This window comes from Paenibacillus sp. FSL E2-0178 (assembly GCF_038593005.1).
Lineage (GTDB): Bacteria > Bacillota > Bacilli > Paenibacillales > Paenibacillaceae > Paenibacillus_AQ > Paenibacillus_AQ phytohabitans.
This window is the reverse complement of sequence record NZ_CP151953.1, coordinates 6,958,217-6,980,828: the sequence shown is the minus strand read 5'-3', so window position 1 is coordinate 6,980,828 and position 22,612 is coordinate 6,958,217. Positions and strand designations below refer to the sequence as shown.

11 protein-coding genes are annotated in these 22,612 nt (G+C 50.4%); 3 read left to right on the top strand and 8 right to left on the bottom strand.

Annotation, left to right across the window (positions count from 1 at the left end):
• Nucleotides 1-161: 161 nt before the first annotated feature.
• Nucleotides 162-6,170 (bottom strand): S-layer homology domain-containing protein, encoded by a 6,009-nt coding sequence (locus MHI42_RS30155; protein ID WP_342421547.1) that lies wholly within the window; start codon nucleotides 6,168-6,170, stop codon nucleotides 162-164.
• A gap of 290 nt (nucleotides 6,171-6,460) precedes the next feature.
• On the opposite strand from MHI42_RS30155, the gene MHI42_RS30150 reads away from it, so the two are divergent.
• The gene (locus MHI42_RS30150) at nucleotides 6,461-8,542 is read left to right on the top strand and encodes an RICIN domain-containing protein (RefSeq protein WP_342421546.1); all 2,082 of its coding nucleotides are present in this window, start codon (nucleotides 6,461-6,463) and stop codon (nucleotides 8,540-8,542) included.
• A 914-nt stretch (nucleotides 8,543-9,456) separates the two neighbouring features.
• Here the strand turns inward: MHI42_RS30150 and MHI42_RS30145 are convergent.
• The 7 genes from MHI42_RS30145 to MHI42_RS30115 form a co-directional block, all read right to left on the bottom strand.
• A complete protein-coding gene (locus MHI42_RS30145) occupies nucleotides 9,457-10,893 on the bottom strand; it encodes a glycosyl hydrolase family 28 protein (RefSeq protein WP_342421545.1) in 1,437 nt (478 codons plus the stop codon).
• Between the two features lie 93 nt (nucleotides 10,894-10,986).
• Entirely contained in the window at nucleotides 10,987-12,558 is a 1,572-nt protein-coding gene (locus tag MHI42_RS30140; RefSeq protein WP_342421544.1) for an extracellular solute-binding protein, read from the bottom strand.
• An 80-nt stretch (nucleotides 12,559-12,638) separates the two neighbouring features.
• Nucleotides 12,639-13,511, bottom strand: coding sequence for a carbohydrate ABC transporter permease (locus MHI42_RS30135; protein WP_342421543.1), 873 nt, complete (start codon nucleotides 13,509-13,511; stop codon nucleotides 12,639-12,641).
• 20 nt (nucleotides 13,512-13,531) lie between these two features.
• Nucleotides 13,532-14,305 carry an ABC transporter permease subunit gene (locus MHI42_RS30130; protein WP_342421542.1) on the bottom strand — a complete coding sequence of 258 codons (774 nt, stop codon included), beginning with the start codon at nucleotides 14,303-14,305 and terminating at the stop codon, nucleotides 13,532-13,534.
• A 724-nt stretch (nucleotides 14,306-15,029) separates the two neighbouring features.
• Nucleotides 15,030-17,246, bottom strand: a complete 2,217-nt coding sequence (locus tag MHI42_RS30125) for a helix-turn-helix domain-containing protein (RefSeq protein ID WP_342421541.1) — start codon at nucleotides 17,244-17,246, stop codon at nucleotides 15,030-15,032.
• A 188-nt stretch (nucleotides 17,247-17,434) separates the two neighbouring features.
• Nucleotides 17,435-18,799, bottom strand: a complete 1,365-nt coding sequence (locus MHI42_RS30120) for a response regulator (protein WP_342421540.1) — start codon at nucleotides 18,797-18,799, stop codon at nucleotides 17,435-17,437.
• Between the two features lies 1 nt (nucleotide 18,800).
• Nucleotides 18,801-20,501 (bottom strand): histidine kinase, encoded by a 1,701-nt coding sequence (locus tag MHI42_RS30115; protein ID WP_340985940.1) that lies wholly within the window; start codon nucleotides 20,499-20,501, stop codon nucleotides 18,801-18,803.
• Between the two features lie 346 nt (nucleotides 20,502-20,847).
• Here MHI42_RS30115 and MHI42_RS30110 point away from each other — a divergent pair, with 346 nt between their 5' ends.
• The gene (locus MHI42_RS30110; RefSeq protein WP_342421539.1) at nucleotides 20,848-21,687 is read left to right on the top strand and encodes an ABC transporter permease subunit; all 840 of its coding nucleotides are present in this window, start codon (nucleotides 20,848-20,850) and stop codon (nucleotides 21,685-21,687) included.
• A gap of 14 nt (nucleotides 21,688-21,701) precedes the next feature.
• The gene (locus MHI42_RS30105) at nucleotides 21,702-22,571 is read left to right on the top strand and encodes a carbohydrate ABC transporter permease (protein ID WP_340985938.1); all 870 of its coding nucleotides are present in this window, start codon (nucleotides 21,702-21,704) and stop codon (nucleotides 22,569-22,571) included.
• Nucleotides 22,572-22,612: the final 41 nt, after the last annotated feature.

Genomic DNA, 22,612 nt, shown 5'->3' with positions numbered 1-22,612 from the left:
CATCCATCAATAGCAGCAATATACATAATGCAATAAGTGCAGTCTTCCTGGTCAACCAGTTCATTGGTGCTGCTCTCATATCTATTCCCCTCCAGTGCGTTTGGCTAGTCCTGTAAGGTTAGACGCAGAAGAATGGGAATTTGTTCCTCATCTGGAGCAGCTTAAATCAATCCCAGCACTCTTGCCACAAGCACCGCAGCTTCCGCCCGCGTGGCCTGTGACTTCGGAGCAAAATCGCCTGAGCTCCGGCCTTCGATGAAGCCTCCTTCAGTCATGAGTTTCACCGCATCCAGGGCAAAAGTGGAGATTAACGGTGCGTCGCTGAACTTGACTGCTTCACGATGCTTCGGCAGTTCTTCTCCCGCCGCTTTCAAAACGCGGACGGTGATGACCGCCATTTCTTCCCGGGTAATGCTGCGGCCCGCACCGAAGGTACCGTTCCCGTATCCCGTAACAATTCCCAAAGCCTCCGCTGATGCAACCGCATCCGCATACCACTGGCCGGATCTCACATCCTGGAAGGAGGAGCTTTGACCTGCCTGCACTAATTCAAAGGCTTCCATCATCATCTTCAAGAACTCGGCGCGGGATACCGCGCGCCCGGGAGCATAACTATTATTCCCGGTCCCCTGCACAATTTCGCGGGCCGACAAGGCAGTAACGCCATCCTTCGCCCATGAATAAGCATCCATGTCTTTATAAGAGGTTGGAACCGAGAGCACCGCATACTTGCTGAAGTGTCTGGCGCCAAATACAAGCCTTCCGCTTGTTCTGTCATATTTGGAATTCTTGATTACCTCCAGACCTCCGTCATCACTCAGGGAAGCAGCGACCAGTCCATATACGGATTCATCCGCTTGCGGCGAATAGGGAATCATTACCTTCACCACGCTGCCGTTGGCGAAGATGTTCACGCTCTGCCCGTTAACGGAGAGCCCCAATTCATAGACAGGCTTGTTCTTGAGCAGGCCGGACAGTGATGCCTGCCATCCAGAGCGGTCCGCCTGTCCGACCGACACGGCCAGTTTATCTGTTTCCTTCAGGTTGCCGGACGCATCCAGAGGAATTAACAATGATGCGAATCCGGTCTCAACCGACAGAAACCTGATTCCTTCCCGCTGTGACTTGAGCCAGGCACTGGCCGGAAGCTCCAGCGTAATGAAGGACAGCTCTCCGCTTGGCTGCACTTGAATATGCAGGGTGTCCTCCTTATTCTGGATCGCCTGCTTGAGGGCTTCCTCCAGACTTGCTTCACTCAGTGTGATTAGCGCTGCGCCCTGATGTAAGGCAGGAACAACCTGGATACGGCTTCCATGTACGCTTATTACTGTCTGGACTGGGGCCGGAATGGCGGTCCCTCCTGTATTCCCGCCGTCAACCGGTGAAGCCGGTGGCGGCGGTGACGGCGTTGGCGGTGATTGCTCCTCCTCCTTCAGTGTCTTTACCGTATAGTCATTACTTGAAGCCTTGTTACCCGAATCATCGAAGGCGGTCACCCGGAACGTATAGGACATATCCGGCAATAACCGGGTGAAGCCATACTCATAGGTATCCCCTGTTACAGTACCATGTACTTCTCCGTTCAGCAGGACCTCATATCCGGCCAACCGCACATTATCAGCCGGGGCATTCCAGCCCAGCTTCAGGGAGTTCGCAGTAATGGAGGAAGCCGTTAATCCGGTCGGTGATGTCGGGAGTACCGGCGGCGTTGGCGAATCTTCATCCATTACAGCCACATTGGCGACTGCCGGCACATCCGTGCCGTAGACCGCGCCGGTTACCGTGAAGCTTCCCACGGAGCTGTATTGAACCGGGTCGATATCCTGCCATAGTACAGACAGGGATCTGATCGTCTTATCGCTATACACTGCCTCTACTACTGACGGCAGCTCCGGAGCTGTTCCTACTGCTGTTGTAACTTCCACCTTGTTCAGACTGACAATGACCGGTTGGACCACCAATTGCTCCATGGCTGTCAGCAAGCCGGTGGCTGCCGCGTCGATAGCGGATTGGGCCGCATCCGCAGCCAGGTCCAGCGCGGCAGCTTTTGCCGTATCCAGAGTTACAAGACTCTCTTCCGTATAGAGGTCACGCTGCACACCTTCAGCCTGCTCTCTCAGATACTCCAGCAGTGTCCGGTCAGCTGTCTTCTGATAGAATTCCAGCTCCGCCACGTTGGCGTTCCCGCTTGGGGAATAATAACGCAGATAGCGGTAAGCTGTATCTTCACTTATGGCAGCCGTATGCCATTCAGCGGTGGTGATACCGCTTATGGTGTATAGATCCGTGTAGTGCTCTCCATCTGAAGAGCCCTGAAGAATCGCTCCATTGACCCTTCCGAGATGGGCCTGGGTGCTTCTCGGATAGAATTTGAAGCTGGACAACGCCTTGTCATTGCCCGCTCCCAGATCGGCAACAACCCAGCCCGGATTGGCTTTGGTATCGGTATACGTAGCCTTGTCACCGTCGAAGGCCTTCCAGCCGTTGGCAGCTTCGGATAATTTCCCGTCCCACGAGATATGGGACGCCTTCACCATCGGTTCGGTAACTGCTATTCTCTCTGCTGGCAGCTCCGTGACCGTAACCAGCAGCCGCTCCGCCTGGAACAGCTCATTAAGCAAGGCCAGCATATCTGCGCCTTGATCTCCGGCAGCTTCCACAATCCGGTCCGCCTCTTGCTTGTACTGGTAGTAGCTTAGCCGGGTGTATCCTTCAGGCCCTTTCACCTTCGACTCAAGGACTGCGGCTGGAATACTATATTCGCCGAATATTTCTACTTCAGCTACATTGCCGCTCCATGAAGCTGGGTTCACTATTCTTAAATACCGGTAAGGCTTGCTGTCCTTCATTTGTTCTTCATTAATATAGGTCCACGATTGGTCAGCCGCCCCAGACACAGCCGGGGTGAGATTACTCCAATTCAGCTCATCATTGGAGCCTTGAATGATCAGGCCGTTCATCCGGCTGGCATAACCTGTTCTCGGCAGCAGAATGACGCCGCTGAGCCTGATAGACGCATCTGGCCCGAAGTCCAGCGTATAATAAGCCCCGTTGCCGCTGGCCAAGTCTCCATAGGTTGCAGTGTTGCCGTCAAACAGCAGATAGCCGACCTTGTCTGCAGGCAGACCATTACTGCCGTATTGGGCACTTGAAGCCGTCACACGGGCCAGCTTCGTGACATCCACATATTTGGACTTGTTTACATAGTAGAGCACTGAATGATCTGTAGTGAACAGGGCAGGCGCGGCCGGCAATCCGCCTGCGGTTGTATAGTTAATAGAGAATTTGATCTTGCCCGCCGGCATAGCACTGTCCATAATTACAGAAGCCGTCCAATTGATCCGGTCTGTGGTGTGAATGGAGGCTTGCCGGCCCTGTAGGGTAACCTCTACACCTTCAATAGGTTCAGCAGATTGGAAGGACAGGTCCACCCTGCTGCCGGTTTCTACCCTGTTCTGAGTACTCTGCGGGGAGCTGAGCGTTACAGACTTCAGCTTGTTATGGGTCTCATGCCGCAGGCCATAGATGCGAAGCTCGGACAATTCGAACATCGTGCTTGACGGCTCGATCATCTGAAGCTTCAGGAAACGGAACTGGCCTTCCTGCTGCGCTTCACCGACCTCCAGAGTCTGCATTGCATCCGATACCGTAGTTACTCCCGGAGTGAGCCGGGTCCAGGACTCCTTGTCATTCGAGCCATATACTGCAGCCCCGCCAATCCGCTCAGGGAATCCGGTTCTGAGCTGAAGCGCGAAGGCCGTGGAGGATACCTTGAAGTTCTCCCCGAAATCCAGAATATAGCTGAGACTGTCGGCCAGATAATATCCGGCAAAGCTGTCCGGCGCGTTATCGATCAGATTACCGATCTCTGTACCGAAGGTGGAAGAAGCTACCGTATCGAAATAACGCATGCTTCCGTCTTTCATCAGGGGTGTCAATTCCTTCAGACCTTGGGCGGCGAGATTCAGCCCGGCCAGCTTCCGGTACATCTCTTCATCGGATGCGCTTGGCAGCGCATTCGTCACATCGTCAATCATGGCCATATATTCCGCCAGTGTCGTGGAGATGTAGCTGGTTTCCGGATTGTACCTGCCGGCAGCAGCCGTTGCCGCCTCCTGCCGGTTCCTGCCTACTGTAACGGTTACAGCTTTGGCTGTTACGGCAGCTCCATCGTCCGCGCTTAAGATCAGGGAATATACCCCCGGCTGCTCCGGCATCCAGGAGAACTCACCCGTGCTCTCATTGAATACAGCCCCTTCAGGTTTAGGGTCCAGCTGATAGGTCACAGTATCGCCTGCGGCTGCATCTTTGGCAGACAGATCAACCTGGAGTGCAGCTTCAGAGCCCGTATAGGCATATGCATTCACATCTGCCGGTCCGGAAGTGAAGACCGGCGGGGTCAATCCGGCTGCCGGCGCCAGCAGCAGATGATCGATGTCGACCAGTGTTCCGGGACCCGTAACCTTGAAATAGATCAAATCGCCCAATCCATGATATTGATCCATGGTCAGCGTTATATATTTCCACTGGCCCTTCGTATCCGGCAGTACGAGCTCTGATTCCGTCCAGCCGTTGACTTCCAGCCTCGCTGTTCCATTGGTCCGGATGCGGAGAGCAACTGTCTTCAGGCTTGTGCTTGAAGCGACCACAGAAACCCGGCTGCCTGCTTCTGTAGCCTTAACCTGCACGTAGGAAATGTCTCCTTCTTGCCGGGTCACCGCATTGGAATCCAGCCTGGTAGCCCGCTGCTCGATTTCTGTCCAATCTGCGCTGGGCGAGACTTCGGGCAAGGTGGATGCCCCTTCGGAAGCCGCTTCCTTGGGGATGAACAGCCAGTAGTCCGCCCCGCCATCGGGTGATTCCCAGTAATACGGCGTCCGCTTATTGAACATTTCGGCATAGTATGGAGCTTCCTTCTCTATATCCAGCCCCATGCTGTATTTATAGTAATAATACTGGCCGTATACATTGCCGCCGATCCGCCCCCGGTATGCACCGGACAGCACTTTATAAATTACCGGATTTCCTTCCGCGTCGTAGCGGGCCACAACGGGAGTCCAGGGTGTGTCATAACCCAGCATATATTGGGCGAAGTAATCCGCCGCCTTCAGAATCCGGTTGCCCAGGAAGGCGTAAGCGGTTACAGCATTATCCGCAGTGGACAGCGTTCCATCCGCCGGATCAACCTTCGTGCCCTGGGCATCCAGTAACCGTCCCAGAATCTCCACATTGGTAAGATCTCCAGCGCCGTGAGCCTGGTCCCGGCCCATCTCCACATGCTGAACTCTCGGCGTCTCCAGCTGTTCACCGGTTACGGCGTCTTCCGTCACCAGCCGGAACAGCTGCCGGATCGCACCGTTCTGGCCCTGATCCACGGCAGTCTTATTAACCGTAAACCATTCAACGCCTTCCTTGTACCGGTCCATATTGTCTGTGAAGATATAACCGGACATCGCCCCGAGCAGCGGATACAAATGCTGGTTCATGAAATAGTTATTGCCGTGCAGAAAGGTCTCCGTCATCGGCACAATCAGATTGGACGTGAATTTGGCGGTATCCGCTTCCGTCCAGCTAAGCGCCCCGTTCCGGGCAACGGTGTACCGGAGAATCTCCGCCGCGGTCACCATCCGGTTCAGCGGAATGCCCATATGGATATGAGAGTCCGTAAAATACGTATACTGGGCCGGGTCCATCTGCTCCCAGATGCGGATAATAGCCATCGCATTGGCCCGATAAACTTCATCTCCGGTAATGTAATACATGAGAGCTTGCGTATACGCACTTAACCCGTCTGTAACGAATGCTCCCTTGCTGTTCACGGCGACGCTTTTCGGCTTGGACGGATCTGCCGCGCTGGCCAGGTTTGATGTAACGGTTCTGGAAGCATACGACGACTTCGTCATGGCCGCGTAATACGAAGCCCAGGGCTCCTTCCCCGCGATCACCTGCTCGCGCATATTTTCCAGAACAGACTTGGTCACTCCCACCCCGGGATGGGTAAACCCGCCTCTGACCGTCTCATGAATAATAACCATATCCGTGGGTTCAGGAATACTGGCCTCCGCCTTAGCCATAGGCAGGGCAATATCTACAATCAGGGTTACAGCTAACAGGATGCTTGAGATCATAATGACAAGCGCTTTCGATAACAGGGATTTCCCGATGCTCATATCCAACCTCCTTGTGAATGAATAACTTTGTGTTATACAATCCGTTTCCTCGCGGAAACACGGCTCATCATAGCAAATTCTCAACTTGCTATCTATTGTAAATTCTTTTGTTTTCTTATGTTTTCATTCAAACTTTAACGAAAGCTCCAATCCCCCCGCAGGAAAGATCCGGATTATAAAAAGCATTAAGAAATGCACTCTTTCTAATATAATTGGAATTTATTCCCGGACGGGATTGGGCTATAGTACGGGATGGAAGCGATTCCATAATAAGAAGGAGAGCTGATAATATGAAAAAGTTTGTGATGATCCTGTTTATCCTCACCCTTGCAGCAGGTTTAACCGGACTCGTACCGGACCAGCAAGCGGAGGCGGCTCCGGCAGGCGGCTTTGCACATCCGGGCCTGCTCCATTCGCAGGCGGATTTCGACCGCATGAGGCAGATGGTGAATGCCGGAACCCAGCCGGTTCTGGATGGGTGGAACCAGCTCGTGAACAGCCCGCTGTCGCAAGCCGGCTGGACCCCGCAGGCAACCGCCACGATTATCCGCGGCGGCACGGGAGATAATGTGGCTCTGCTCTATAGGGATACAGCCCGCGCTTACCAGAATGCCCTGCGCTGGAAGATCAGCGGAAGCACGGCCAACGGAGACACCGCGCGCGATATTCTGAACGCCTGGTCGTCCACCCTTACGGCCGTCTCAGGCAATGCGGACCGTTATCTGGCTTCCGGCCTGTATGGCTATGAACTGGCCAATGCAGCCGAACTCATGCGGGATTATCCCGGCTTTAATGTAACGCAGATGCAGGATATGCTGATCAATGTCTTTTACAAGCCGCTGAATGAACGGTTCCTGATCGGCAATGAATTCGGCCAGGATCATAATGACGCCTACATCCAGAATTACTGGGCCAACTGGGATCTGGCTAATATGGCTTCGGCTGTGGCTATCGGAATCTTCTGTGACCGCGCGGATATCTACAATGTTGGAGTTGAATATTACAAGCACGGAGCTGGCAATGGCTCGATTTATAATGCGATTCCCTTCCTTCATCCGAACGGGCTGGCCCAGTGGCAGGAATCCGGGCGCGACCAGGCGCATACCCAGCTCGGCGTCGGCCTGATGGCTGTAATTAATGAGATGGCCTGGCATCAGGGCGACGATCTGTACGGCTGGGCGAACAACCGCTTCCTGCGGGCCGCCGAATATGTAGCCAAATACAATAACGGGGCAGATGTGCCGTTTGCCGCCTACGAGTGGGGCACCGGCACGAACGGTGCCGTCCAGTCCCAGACCGTTGTCTCCAATGCCAGCCGCAATGAGGTCCGCCCCATCTGGGAAATGATCTATAACCATTATGCTAACCGGAAAGGAATAGCAGTCCCCAATATTGCTGCCCGCGCCGCGCTGACAAGACCGGAAGGTGGCGCGAATACGCAGTACCCCTCCACCTTTGACCAGCTTGGATTCGGCACGCTGCTCTATACCCGCCCGGCTGGCTCCGGGGAATCAGCATCTCTTCCAGGAGGCAATATTCCGGATGGTACTTACCGCTTCTCCGTCCGTTTGGACGGCAAGGCTATGGAAGCCGCCGGTACGGCGAACAACTCCCCGGTACGGAAATCAACCTATACTGGAGCAGTCAGCCAGCAATGGACCGTAACCCATCTTGGCGGCGGCCAGTACAGCATTAAGAATGTGCAGAGCGGGCTATTCCTCGAGGTCGCAAGCGGCTCTCTGGACCATGGAGCCAAATTCCAAGTATACTCCGGCAACGGCGGAGACCATCAGAAGTTCGCTTTCATCCCTGTAGGCAGCGGATATTACCGGATTACCCCTGTGCATTCGAATAAGCCGGCCGATGTGGTCAACGCTTCGTCTAGTGAAGCCGCCCTGATTGATCAATGGCGTTACTCGCTCGGCAGCCACCAGCAATGGAGACTCGAACCGGTCTCCGTGAATGTCCGCCTGCAGTCGTATAACTACCCGGACCGCTTCCTCCGGCATAGCAGCTACCGCGCCCGGATAGACGCCGGCGTCTCCCCTGCCCAGGATTCACAATTCAAGATGGTTGTCGGCCTGGCCAATGCGGGTGGTGTATCGTTCGAGTCTGTCAATTACCCGGGACGGTTCCTGCGGGTCCGTTCCAACGGGGAAGTATGGCTGGACCCGGGCGACAGTACTGCAGCCTTCAATAATGAAGCAACCTTCCGCCGCGTAGCCGGCTTGGCCGACCCGCAGAAGTCCTCTTATCAGATGTGGACAGACCAGACCAAATATTTGCGCCACAGCAATTATCTGTTATTCGCTCAGGCCGAGTCCGGTTCTGCATTCAGCGCAGATGCTACCTTTACCGAGGTCACTCCTTAAGCCGGTTTGCTGCAAATGTATTCTTTCCCTAGACAGAAGGGGTTGTCCCAAAATCCAGGAAACGGCTGCTTGGAACAGCCCTTGTTTTTGGAGAAGGATGTACGTCAGCACTTGGATGGACACTGCGTGAACGGAACGTTGTTCCAATCGCTGTGCTCTCCAGATTTTTTTCATTCCCCTTAGCGGTGAAAATCCGGAGACCAAGGCGACCGCTGCCGCTTTTACGCGGGTCAGTCCGTCCCCTCCGCTGTTTAAGCGGGAATCCAATTTACAATCTAAAAAAGAATTCTCTCTTTAGCCTACCTCCAGCCACTTTTTTCATGCTGCGAAGCAGAATACACCGGAAGCCCCGGTTGTCCTTCTGCTGTCCAAATACGCTTTCCGGCCTTCCCCACAGCCTGGATATCTTTCTTTTCGGATAGGCGTAGTTTCTTCACTGCCTAGCCTGCATCTGCAATTTTCTGGAGGATTTTTCGAGGAATTGCTGCGCTTTTTCTATTTACGGCTGTAAACACCGCGTATCGATCTGTCCTTGGTGTAAACTATTGACCAAAAAAGCAAAACAGCGCTTCCCCTGTTATGGGGGGAGCGCTGCTCTATGTTTTAGTCTATGACTGCTCGCTTCAGCAGATTGCGGGCAATCGAATGCCCCGGTTGTTCTTTTGTCCTGATACACTTTCCCCGCTTAAACAGCGGAGGGGACGGACTGACCCGCGTAAAAGCGTTAGCGGTCGCCTGAAAGCTTTCCGCAGGAAAGCTCGCTTCGGAAGCATCAGCAGACCCCCGGATTTTCACCGCTAAGGAGAATCAATAAAATCTGGGGGCAACAGCGATTGGAACAACAGTCCGTTCGCGGAGCGTCCATCCAAGTGCTGACGTTGATCCTTCTCAAAGAATTAGAGCAGTCCCAACCCTTACAACACCTTTATCCCCTGAGCATGCTTCCCGATGATGACATACGGCTCTTCTAATTGAAAGGCGCTGCCGTTCACCGTTACATTCTCAAAAGTAACGTCTTGGACAACCCGTGCATCGTCATACCCCTCAATATGCGAAGGATTCATGCAGGTTCCGTTAAAGTGAATGTTCCTGAACGTGATCTGCTCAATCCGCTTGCCCGGAGCCGGGTTATATTTCTCGTTCTGCAGTACCCGCAGATTGAATAATTCACCAAGCTCAAACGATTCAATCCGGATATCCTCGTACGCTACATTGCGGACGGTATTGTTGTCGCCTGCGTTAATCGCCAGGCAACCCCAGTAATCGGGCTGGGGCTCATGATGCTCCAGGATATCGAGCTCCGTGAACCGGATATTCTCAATCACATCGCCTTCTCCATCATAATCGCCATGCGTGCCGATATTGACCGGGTGGGCGACATCCGCCCACAGAATGGAGCCGCTAACCGAGACATCCCGAGTATCGCCCCGGAATTCGCCACGCGATGCGTACACTGCTATACAATCGTCTGATGTGCGGAGGAAACCTCCTTCAATGGTGATCTGTTTGCAGGCCATCATATCAATGCCGTCACACCAGCCGCGCGTACTGAACGATTTCAGGTTGCGGATCAGGACATGCTCCGACTGGCCGAGAAGTACGGTGTAGTGCGGGGGATCAATCACGGTTATCCCTTCGATGTGGATATGACTTGAATACTTGATTTCGAAGCCCCGGTAAAAGGTATTCTTCTCATAATCCGACATGTACAGGATACCCCTGCCTTTAACTGTCACATCATGAACCCTGTCACACACAAACCCTCCATAAACGACAGCCCCTCCCGGTATATACACCGTGCTGCAGGAAGGAAGATGCAGCAGCGGCTCACTCAGCCGGTGAATGCCGGGTCTGAAGAAAAGGATTCGCTGTGAGCCCCCATCTGCATTATGCTCCAGCTGTTGCTGAAGCTCCTCTGTATTATGCAGTCCCGGCTCCAGCATCAGAAGCTCACCGCCTTCCATGTCCGGCAGCTGCTCTTCCGGCGGATTCGCAAAAATATGAAGATTATGAAACCGTTCGCCATTGACTTCAACCGACAGCAGCTTAGGCCCGTCAATGGTGAACGACAGGCTGCGGCCGCTTATTTCCCCCACTAAACCGGCTGATAGCGGCCGGATCACAGCCTCGCGGACCGTCTCAGGATGATACTCCACTTCAATGTCAACGGTTCCGGAGCAATCGAACATGACCATAGATGCGTTCCGTACATTGTGCATATCCACTTTGACGTTGTAGCTGAAGAGCGGCTTCCACTCCTCACCCGGCGTCCGGACGCGGACAGAGAAATCCGGGTTGTGCACGGCACCCTCCGGTGCCGGATAGACATGAATCCAATTTTCCGATATCAATATTCCCACTCCTGTCAGTAAATGATGAAACCGGCTGTGCAGGCATGTCTCCATGTCTTCACAGCCGGTCATGAATTCGTGCGTGTAATAGACTTATTTGCTGCGCTCTTCGTAGATCTTCTGGGCTTCATCCAGCTCCGCTTGTCCGCCTGACTTCAGCCACTGGGCTTTGAAATCATCGAATGCCTTGTCCGTGTCTGCTTCTCCTGTGATAGCTTTAATATAAAACTGGGTCTGAAGCGTATTCAGAATCGTCTCATATTGCGCCTTTGTCGTCATAACAGTCGATTGCATCAGGTCTGTCAGCACAGTGAGTCCGTCGATTTTGGTGTACTTGTCACGGAAGGCAATTTTGTCAGCAGAGAAATGATATTTGGTCATCGCTTCCACCTTGCCGCCGAGCGGATTATAGAAGCCTACACCTAATGCCGCAAAAGTTTCCGCTGGATTCTCGATAGCCACAGCCAGATCGCCCTCCAGATTATACGTTACCCCTTCCTTACCGAAAGTGGTGGTCAGATACCCTTCTTTATCCGTGGCGACATACTCCAGGATCTCCAGAATTCTCTGTCTCTTCTGATCATCCTTTTCAAGCTGAACGCCGAAGAAGATTGGAGGCTGCAAGGCGCCATTGGAGAATGCATACTTCTTGCCGTCAGGCCCGGTAAGCGGAGTCCCCGGAACCAGCTCAATTCCCTTATCTACCGATACCTGGCCGAAGTAGCCGTCTTTATACAGATGATGCCACATGCCGGTATCGAACATGCCGGTTCTCAAGCTGATAAATTTAGTCTGAATTTCACCATTGCCATCCGTAACGAATTCCGGGTCAATAATTCCCGCCTCGAACCATTTGTTCAGAAGTGCCAATCCTTGTCTGGCTCCCTCCGTAATCGCACCGTATTCCACTTTACCGTCCGAACCCAGCTTGAACTGGAACGGGTTCACACCGTAAGCGGCAAAGATGGGATTAAACATCTGCATTTGCGCATCTTTACCGCGTCCGGACATCCCGAAGGTATCCTTCTTGCCGTTGCCGTCCGGATCGCCATTCGTGAACTTGGTCAAGACATCTTCCAGCTCCGTCAGATCTTTGGGAGCCTCGCTATAACCAATCGCTTTCAGCCATTGTCCGTTATACCCCGGCATGAAGCCTGTGCTGCCGTTGGACCATACCTTTGGAACTCCCCAGTTCTTGCCGTTATAGCTCCCGGCATCCCATGCCTTGGGATCAACACTCTCCACGTCTGCCACATATTTGGGCATATAAGTCTTAATATCCTCCACCGGAATGCTGGCGATTACGCCCTGATCCGCCCATTGCACCATGTCCCCGACACTTCCATCGACAGCCAGAACATCCGGTATGTTGCCGGAGGCAAGCATGACCCCAAGCTGTTCTTTCCAGGTTGCCGTTTCAAATTTCACATTTTTAATTTTGACGTTGAATTTCTGCTCAATGAATTTCTGCACATAGTTATTGTCGGCTTCCGGCGCGTTCCAGTTGTTCGCCCAAGTGATTTCAATTGGCGCTTCCGTTCCCGGATCTGCTGGAGTATTGGATGAAGAAGTACTATTATTCCCGTTATTGCTGCACCCGCTGGCAAGCAAAGATGTGGACAGCAGCAATGCTGCCATGCCGGTCAACCATGTCTTTGTTTTCATTTTTCTAATATCCTCCCTTTTTTCCTCTGGTGCTTGTTATTTAAACAATCCTGCCTGCATAGCAGATTGAGTACAACCTGTTACCCTTTGAGCGAGCCTACCATTGTACCTTTGACGAAATACTTTTGCAGGAACGGATAGACAATGATAATCGGCAGAGCCGTGAACATCAGGGTGGCCGCCTTAATCGGCTCCTGATATCCCAAAGCCGTGTTTGTTGTATTGGAGGCGTACATGGACAGGTCCTCGCCTGTGATCACGACCCTCCGCAAAAAGGTGGTCAAGACCTGCTTGTCAGGGTCCTGAATATAGAGCACGGCATCAAACCAGGCGTTCCAGTGTCCAACTGCCGACCATAGAGACAGCGTAGCCAGAACCGGCAGAGACAGCGGCAATACAATCTGGAAAAGAATCCGCAAATCGTTCGCTCCGTCAATTTTGGCTGAATCCTCAAGCTCATCCGGGATCGCCTGGAAGAAATTGCGCAGAATGAGCATGGAGAAGGTGCTGACCAGCCCCGGCAATATGTATACCGCACGGGTATCCAGCAGCCCGAGGTTCTTAATCAGGAAATAGGTTGGAATCAGGCCGCCGCCGAAGAACATCGTAAATACGATCAGGAGCGTAAACACATTGCGGTGGGGCAGATATCTTCTCGACAGGGGATAAGCTCCCATGGACATGAAGAGAACGGAGCATACCGTACCTACTACGGTTCTGAAGACGGTATTGCCGAAGCCGATCCAGATATCATTTTTCCCCAGTACCCGCTCCCATGCATACAAGGATACCTGCTTCGGATACAGGTGGATGCCCAGTCTTAACGACTCTGCGGGACTGCTGAACGAGATCGACAGCATATGAACGAATGGATATAACATGATCATGCAGAGAATAACCATGAATGTAATCAGAAAGATTTGAAACAGCGTACTCCCTTTGCCTTGTCTCACTGCCTGGTGCTCCTTTCAAATTAGAATAATCCGTCTTGCCCCAGCTTCTTCGAGATATAGTTGGTGAACAGCACCAGCATGAAAGCGATCACATTCTTAAATAATCCTACCGCTGTCGTCAGACTGAATTGAAAATTCTGCAAGCCTACCCGGTACACATAGGTATCCAGAATATCAGCCACTTCATAGGTTGCGGGCGAGTACAGGTTCAGAATCTGGTCGAACCCTGCATCGAGAATTCCGCCCATCCGCAGGATAAGCATCAGCACAATAACGGGCAGGATGGACGGTAACGTGATTTTGAGGGTCTGCTTCCACCTGCTTGCCCCGTCCATGACAGCCGCTTCATATAAATCGGGGGAAACTCCCGTGAGCGCAGCCAGATAGATGATCGTCCCCCAGCCTACTTCCTTCCAGATCGCCGAGGTCACCAGTGTAAATCTGAAATAATGGGGATCACCAAGAAAATAAATCGGGTCCAGACCGACCAATGTAATAAGGTAGTTCACTACTCCAGTGGATGGAGAGAGCAAGGTGATCAGAATACCGCCCAGAATGACCCAGGAGAAGAAATGGGGCAGATAGGTAAGCGATTGGGCGATCTTTTTAAACTTAGACGACCGGATTTCATTAATCATCAGCGCAAGAATGATCGGCGCGGGGAAACCGAATACAATATGATAGATACTGATGACAACCGTATTCTCCAGAATTTTGAAGAAGTCAGGCGATTGCAGGAACAGAAATTTGAAATGCTTCAATCCGACCCAGGGACTCCCCCAGATCCCATCCATAATCCGGAAATCCTTGAATGCCAGCTGAATTCCATACAAAGGTGAGTATGCGAATACGGCGTACCAGATCAGTACGGGTGTAAGTAATAGAAAGAGATACCTGCATTTTTTATATTCTTTCCATACTGCTGCAATCTTTGAGGTTTTCCTCCCGGGCCGAGTTTTCCCGTCCGAAGTGACTAGCGAGGTCATTACAGTTGCTCCTTTCCAAAATAGACAAGCTCGGTAGATTCATCATGTGCCGCTCACAAATGTAAGTTTAGATTTATGGAAGCGCTTTTTCTAGTTCAACTTCATTCAATTCCTTATACTTTCTTTCGTTTTGCCGCCTGCAGAAGTTCAATTATTTAAGCGGTTATCCACTTTCGGCCGAAATATGAACACATCAGCGACTCTTTCTTATGAATAGTAGCCGCTACTCAAAATGCTGAAGCGCTACCTCCCCTTATGAAATTAAGTGGTAAAACGTATCTTATTTTTGCTATTTAAGTATCGTGCTGTTTGACATTGCCTCCTTCGCCCTTTAGCAAGTGTAGAATATCCATCTATTTTTCAGCTGCCGCGGTATCCCGACTCCCGTAGGTGTCTTCCCACGCCGTATAAGCCGCTTCTTCACCGTTATCCTCACCTTTTCAAACTGCATCATTTCCTATACAAACAAAAAACCTTCATTGGCGTGAAGGTTCGGGATAATTAATATTTAAGGCTGGCGTTGCTAGGACATTCAATTCTCCAAAGTGATCCAATCCGCATGGTCCTTATGCGATTTCCTGTATTGGACTGGGGTAACGCCGTACCGAGCTTTGAATTTGCTGTGAAAATATTGCGGATTACGGTAGCCGACCTGCTCGGCAATCACCGCTATAGACAGCCGCGAATCGGCAATCAGCAGCTCAGCGGCCTTCTCCAGTCTCAGCTTCGTTACATATTCGGTGAACGGGGTTTTGGTGACTTCACTGAATAAGGTGGAGATATAAGCCGGTGCCAGCGAGACTTCCCTCGACAGAATCTGCAGCGATAAGTCTTCATGCAGGTGACTGGATATGAAGGCCTTTAATGTACGGATGACCTCCGCATGGGCATGATTGCCTTCAGCATTCATCAGTTCTGTAATTTCTGTACACAGCTTCCTGATGCTTGTCATCGTTTCGTACAGGGTATCCTTCTTCAGCTCGTCGAACAGATTGGAATACGGAAGCAGATGCTGCAGCTTCAGCTCAATCACACACTGGTAGAGCTGGGCAATCAGCTGGAGCACGGCCAGCTCTGCGGCATCAATCTGCACCTCTTCTTTATGCAGCGCCGAAACAAAGGTATCGAGGAAATCATTCACTCCCTTAAGGTCCCCTGCCTTCAGCGCATTGCTGTAATGCTCAAAATTAAAGAACATAGGCTCCGCATTTAGGGACTGCGTCTTGTGGAATGAAATCACCGTATGCTTGCCGTAGATAAAATGATACCGGCTGGCCTGCTGCGCCGTCTGATAGGAATCAGGAATATCTTCAATAGAATGAACCTTCCGGCCAATGGCCGCCTGAAAGGTGAAGCCCTCGCCGGAGATCCGCTGCAATCCCTGCAGATCATTGATAAGAATGGACGGTTCAAATCCGCAGTCCAGTTCCAGGTAATACAGAATGATCGCCTCTCTTGCATTGAGTGAGATGAATTCTCCCGGAAGCGTGCTGTAGAGCTCATACCTGGCTTTTAACCCCTCCGGCTCCCCTGCGGTAAGCTGAAGGTAGGCTGCGCAATAAGCGGTATCCGGCAGTACTCTCTCCTGATGCTCCTCGCTCTGGCTGACCCCCAGCAGCAGATTGATAAGCTCGCTTTTCCTCGCCTGGGATTCCAGATCCACGATCTTGTCTTTCATTAATGAAAAGGTATCCCCGATAATCATATACTCATTCCCGCGGGAGTCATGTGAATGCGCCGGCTGGAAGCTGCCGATCTTGGCCATCAGCTGTTTGATGGGGATATAGAGCTGCTTGGAGAACAGGAAAGAGATCAGAAGTCCGAACAGAATAATGACGGCCGAGGCGGTATATAGCCCTGTTTTTAGATGCTCGGTGAAGAGTTCTACGGTGTTGGTCGGCCGGTACATCGCATAGGTCCATTGATGAGCCGAATGAACGGATGGAAGCTGTGACAAGACTCCCGGAACTCCGCCCTCCTTAATCCTTCTTTCCTGGGCAGATCCCGAACCAAGCGCTTCCTGCAAAAGCTCATCGATTCTGCTGTTCTCCCCGCCGGCTGAGAATAGCACATGATCCGTTCCATCCAACACGAGAAGCTTATCTTCCGGGGAACTGAGCATCGGCGCCACAACGGTCTGCAGATAATTCACGCCTACATCGATGATGAAATACCCTGCAGCCTTCACGCTCGGCAATTGATAAGGAAGCTTAATCACATAGCTGATAACCTGCTCGCCGTTTGCGTTGGTCCGGACCGTCCACTTCTTCAGCGGCATATGGGCCAGTTTCCAGTAGAATCCCGATTCCAGCGAATTGGCTGTTTTCATATAAAATTTGTCCGCATCCACCACATAATCATTCCCTGGGAAATATACCGCCACATTAGTGACACCCGTATTCTCCACTTTGAAGAACTCCAGATCATTATTGAAGGAAGCCGCCCGGCTCAGATTCCCCTTCCAGCCCCCGTACAGAAGCTGGCTCAGATTGGCGTTGCTTTGGATAAAATTGATGGACAAGGCCTTGTTTTGCAGGTTATCCTCATATTTTTTGAGCAGTGTCTGTTCAATAAACGTCTGAACGGCATTCAGCCGGGTGACACTGTCTTTAGCAATTTCCTGATCCATCATACGGTTGGCCTGGGTATACCAGTAGCCGCCCATCGTGCTGATTAGAACAACAGAAAGAATGGTATAGGATAAAACCAGGTGATTGAATATGGTTTTTTTATAACCGTATTTGTTCATGCTGCTCCCCCTTTTCTCTGTATACCCGCTTACTTTTTGGCACCCGCTAAATAAAACGCTTTCATTAATAACCTTCAATAACCTCCAAGGAAGCAAGCTTCCTGCACTCTCTTCATGATACCAGCTTTTTAAATTTCTTTACTATTATAAAATCTTTCGATTTATTCATTTTATTTGCGAAAACGGGTTTATTTCAGTTTGATCTGCTGCTTACGATATTGCTGGGGAGTCACGCCATACCGCTCCTTAAAAAGCTTAATAAAATATTGCGACTTCTTATAACCCACCATTTGAGAAATATCCATCACATGTAGCTTGGAGCCGGTTAATAGCGTGGCAGCGCGTTCAAGCCGTTTGACCGATATATAGCTGGACAGGTTCTCTCCAGTCTCCTGCTTGTAGAACTTGGATAGATATACAGGATGAAGATGGGCAATTCTCCCTAAATCTTCAAGACTGAGTGCTTCAGCGAGATTGCCGGCGATATACTTCCGGATGTTATCGATGATGTCATCATTGGAAAAATCCGCATCCCTGCCCAAGCGTGAGACGGCCAGCATTACATCTTCATACACTTCCTCCGGCTGCTTTAGCCGAACAATAATCCAATCTAGAATCTCCTTGGCATGCAGTTTGTCATTGGTAAGATACAGGAAATAAATCGCCTCCAGCAGATACATGATTCTCTCTTTCCTGTGCATGAACTTAGGAAACTGCTTCTGAATTCTTTGCCTGGAGCACTCCCATTTCCGTGACTCCAGCTTGGAGAATGCATCTATGCTCCGCAGCATATTGAAGTCGCCCGGAACTACCTCTTCCTGATAGAAGAATTGATAGAAAGAAGATCGGACCGAATCCTTGAGATTCAACTGAAATGGTGCCGACAAGGTGATGGAGGGAAGAGCAGCTATTAATTTCCGGGTTTCCGGTTCAGGAATCATCCCTGCCAAACAAGAAGATGTCGTCCAAATGAATGCATCAGGACCATCCACGGCCTTCTGGAGCTTGGTCTCCTCTTCAGTATCCGCGGCAGACAGCTGGAAGAACCGCATAGACTTTTGTTCACAACCGCTGCTTAAGGGTTTACATTCCTGAATCAGAGAGCCATTCTCAGTAATAACCGACAGCAGATAGCCCAGACTGTCATAAGGCTCCATGATCGTATCACTTGCAGGTTTGCTCGCTGTGACCTCTTTCGTGACATTTCGTATGACCTTTTCCATATCCTCTTTATCCACAGGCTTTAACAAATAATCGAATGCTCCCAGACGGATTGCCTTTTGTGCATATTCAAATTCTGAATAACCTGACAGAAATATCACCTTGGTCTTCAATCTCAACGTACTGACATACTCAAGCAGATCAATCCCCGAAACTTCAGGCATACGGATATCAGTGATCAGAATATCAGCGGGAGATTCTTCCAGCATTCGCTTGGCTTCAATGGAATTTGTCGTGGTGTCCACCTGGTTCACACCGAATTCTCTCCAATTCAGCAAATGCTTCAAATACTCCACGATGTAATGCCCATCATCCACGATCAATACTTTCACACTAATCCCCTTCTTCCAGTTGAAAATCGATGTGCAGGCTGACCGAGAGTCCTCCCCATTCATTCGTATAAAAAAACAACCCGCTGTTATTGCCATAGGAATTTTTGAGCCGCCTGTTAATGTTCCATAGTCCGATACCTGTTGTTCCCATCGGGGCCTCTTCCTGTGCTATATGCTCCCGGAGCTGCTGCAGCCCGTCTGCCGGAAGCCCCTTCCCATCGTCGGAAACGGTGATTTTAACACCCTGGCCCATTTCCTCGGCTGCGATGAATACACGGTGTGCCCCCTGCTGCTCTTCAATGCCGTGCTGAATCGCATTCTCGACGATGGGCTGAATCATCAGGGGCATAATCCGCCTTAGCCCGATGTCATACGGCAATTCAATCCGGTAATTAATTTGCTTGCACAGTGCCATGATCGCCAAATAATGATCTGACAGCGCCAGTTCGGAAGCTACAGATACATGCCTGGAGTCAAGCTTTGTCAGATAACGGTAATATTCGGCTAAATGCTTGCTCATCTGTATGACTGCATCCGGTGATGCCTTGGCCATCGACATAATAAAGAAAAGGCTGTTGTACAAAAAATGCGGATTGATCTGCGCCTGAAGCTGCTTCAGCTCTGCATTCTGGCGTAGCTCCGTCTCCGATGCAAGCGAATCAAACAGCGCCTGGATTTGCGACACCATGTGGTTGAAGCTTTTGAACAGGCTGTCAAATTCATTGCCCGGATTTTCTTTGATCCGCGTACCGTAGTCGCCATGCTCTACCTGATAGAAGCGCTTGTGCAGCAAATATACATTGCGGTAAAAGTTACGGTAGAACATCGCGATTACGAACAGACCAATGATCAGAATAATTAAAATGCTGATAAAGAATACCTGATGATTCCGGTTAAGTGGATTCAGAACATCGTTCATACGTGTGTATGTAATTAAATAGGAATCTATCGGTTCAGTATATTTGGACAGAATGACGTAGTTTCCATCAGCCGCTTTATAATTGTATTCCATCACTTGGCCCGGATTGGCTGCAATCATCCCTTTAGCCGCTTCAACAATGTCGGAGTTCATGCTCCGGGTTCCAACCAGCAGGCTTTTGTTCAGCAGAAAGAAGGCATCCGCATTCTCACTGTTCAGAGCTTTATCAAGCAGACCCATCAGATAATCTGTTTTGATCTTGACCCCTACAACATATTGAATATCCATGAGACTGCTGGGTTGTTGGATATAGGGATAGACAGAAAAAAAGTACAAGCTTCCATTAATCGTCTCCCATCCCCTGCGCTGCACCTCTTTGAAGGGCTCAGCGCTTTGACCGCTCATCGTAGAGATGAAGGTTCCGTCCGATCTCCAATAGATACCCACCATTTCCACCGACTGGCTGGACACCAGCGTATTATTGATCATAGACCATATATCATTCTTCTTCATTTGGGAATCATACGTGCTTAGAACCTGTTTTTGCTTCTCGTAATAACGGACCGAGCTGTCTGTCGTATACTGGATTGCATATGTCCTGGCCTCAGAAAGCACACCTTCCAGCATACTATCCGTATAGATGACCTGATTCTTGGAAGATTGGATCAGGCTCTGCTTAAGTGTCTTGGCACTATGCGTTTCCATGACATAGAACAAAACCAGAGTAAGCGTAAGAAAGAATACGAAGAAATAAATAAAGCGCTTCATATTTATTTTTTTCAAAACAGAGACCTCCTTTCAACACCACGGCTGACCGTCTCCCTATAATAGCGCAACCTTCCTTAAAGCAAAAGAGAAGCGCTTGCCTGTAGAAGGCCTTTTGTTCATCTTGTTAAGATCGTGGTTATAATATTTATTTTATGGCATTTCGTGATGTAAGCGCTTTTGTTAGTCTTAAGTAGCAGCACAGACAAAATGATTGTGAAAGGGGGTAAAGCCTATCTCACAGGTACTGGATACAAAGGTAAACCGGGTTAAAGCGGAGAAATTTCAAAAGACCGGAAAAAATCCGTGGAAGAAAGAAATCAAACAGCACTGGCCTTTGTATATACTGTGTATGTCGGCTTTGATGTTTGTCTTAATTTTCGCTTATGCTCCCATGGTCGGTCTAGTCATGGCCTTTCAAAACTACAAGCCCTGGCTTGGGATCACAGGCTCAGAGTGGATTGGTCTGGATAACTTCGTGAGAATTTTTCAATATGAAGAATCAACACAGGCCATTATCAACACGCTGATTATTGCTGTCTTCAAGATTGTGGTCGGTATTATTGTTCCGATTATTATGGCAATACTTCTTAGCGAAATCCGCAGTGTCGGACTCAAGAAGAGCATTCAGACGCTGGTTTACCTGCCTCACTTCCTATCCTGGGTCACGGTAGCAGGAATTATGATTGATATTCTGGGTCTTGACGGCGGTGTTAACCATTTCCTCTCCAGCGTCTTTGGAACAGAGCCGATTTTTTTCTTAGGTGATCCCGCCTACTTCCGTCCGACGGTCATCATCAGTGATCTTTGGAAGAACTTCGGATTTAGTATGATCGTCTATCTGGCAACGATTACAGGTATCGATCCCTCTTACTACGAAGCAGCCGAGATTGACGGGGCAACCCGCAGGCAGCAAATCCGCCATGTAACCCTGCCCAGTATGCTGCCGATGATTATAGTGATCTCGACGTTGAGTTTAGGAAGCATTCTTGATGCAGGCTTTGATCAGATTTTCAATCTCTATAATCCGTTGGTATACAGCACCGGCGACATTATAGATACCTATGTATACCGCTCCTCTCTGCTCAACGGACAATACGGCTACGGTACTGCGGTTGGATTGTTTAAATCCGGAATTAGCTTTATTCTGATTGTCATCTCCTACCGGATCGCTTATAAGCTGGCGAATTACAAAATCTTCTAGAAAGGAGACCGGATATGTATCACAAGACTAAGGGATATAAAGTATTTTCTGTGTTCAATCATTTTCTGCTCATTCTGGTTGCCCTAACCTGCCTGCTGCCCCTGCTGCATTTGCTTGCCCAATCCTTCAGCAGCAAGGCTGCGGTCAACGGTAATCTGGTCTCCTTTTGGCCCGTACATTTCACAACCGAAGCTTATGAAAAAACGTTCAGAAATTCAAACTTCACCGGATCCATGCTGATCTCCTTAGTACGCACCGTCCTCGGGACGCTTATCAGCATGTTCGTAATCACCACTGCCGGATATGCATTGTCCAAAGAATTCCGCGGGCGCAATGCCTTAATGTGGATCTTCGTGTTCACTATGCTGTTCTCGGGCGGACTGATTCCCTCCTATATTCTGGTGACCAGTCTTGGCATGAAAGACACAATTTGGGCACTGGTACTGCCTGGAGCTTTCGGCGCTTATAATCTGATCCTGATTATGAATTTCTTCAAGACCATTCCGAAGGCACTGGAAGAAGCGGCTTTTATCGACGGAGCTTCCTTCTTCGGCATTTTCGTAAAGATTTACCTTCCCCTATCTCTTCCGGGCTTGGCTACAGTCGGCCTGTTCATTATGGTCGGGCACTGGAATTCCTGGTTTGACGGAATTCTGTATATGTCTAATACAGCCAACTACCCTCTCGCCTCTTTTCTGCAAACCGTTGTAGTCCAAAGCTCAGCACAGAGCATGGCACTGAGCCAATCCGAGGCGGCTGCCATGTCGGAGCAGAGTATCAAGGCTGCACAAATCTTTGTGAGTACGCTGCCGATTATTCTCGTTTATCCGTTTCTGCAACGATTTTTTGTTAAGGGAATCGTTCTCGGTGCTGTAAAGGAATGAACTGGAGCCAACGCTAAAACCCATCATAAAGGAGACCTATC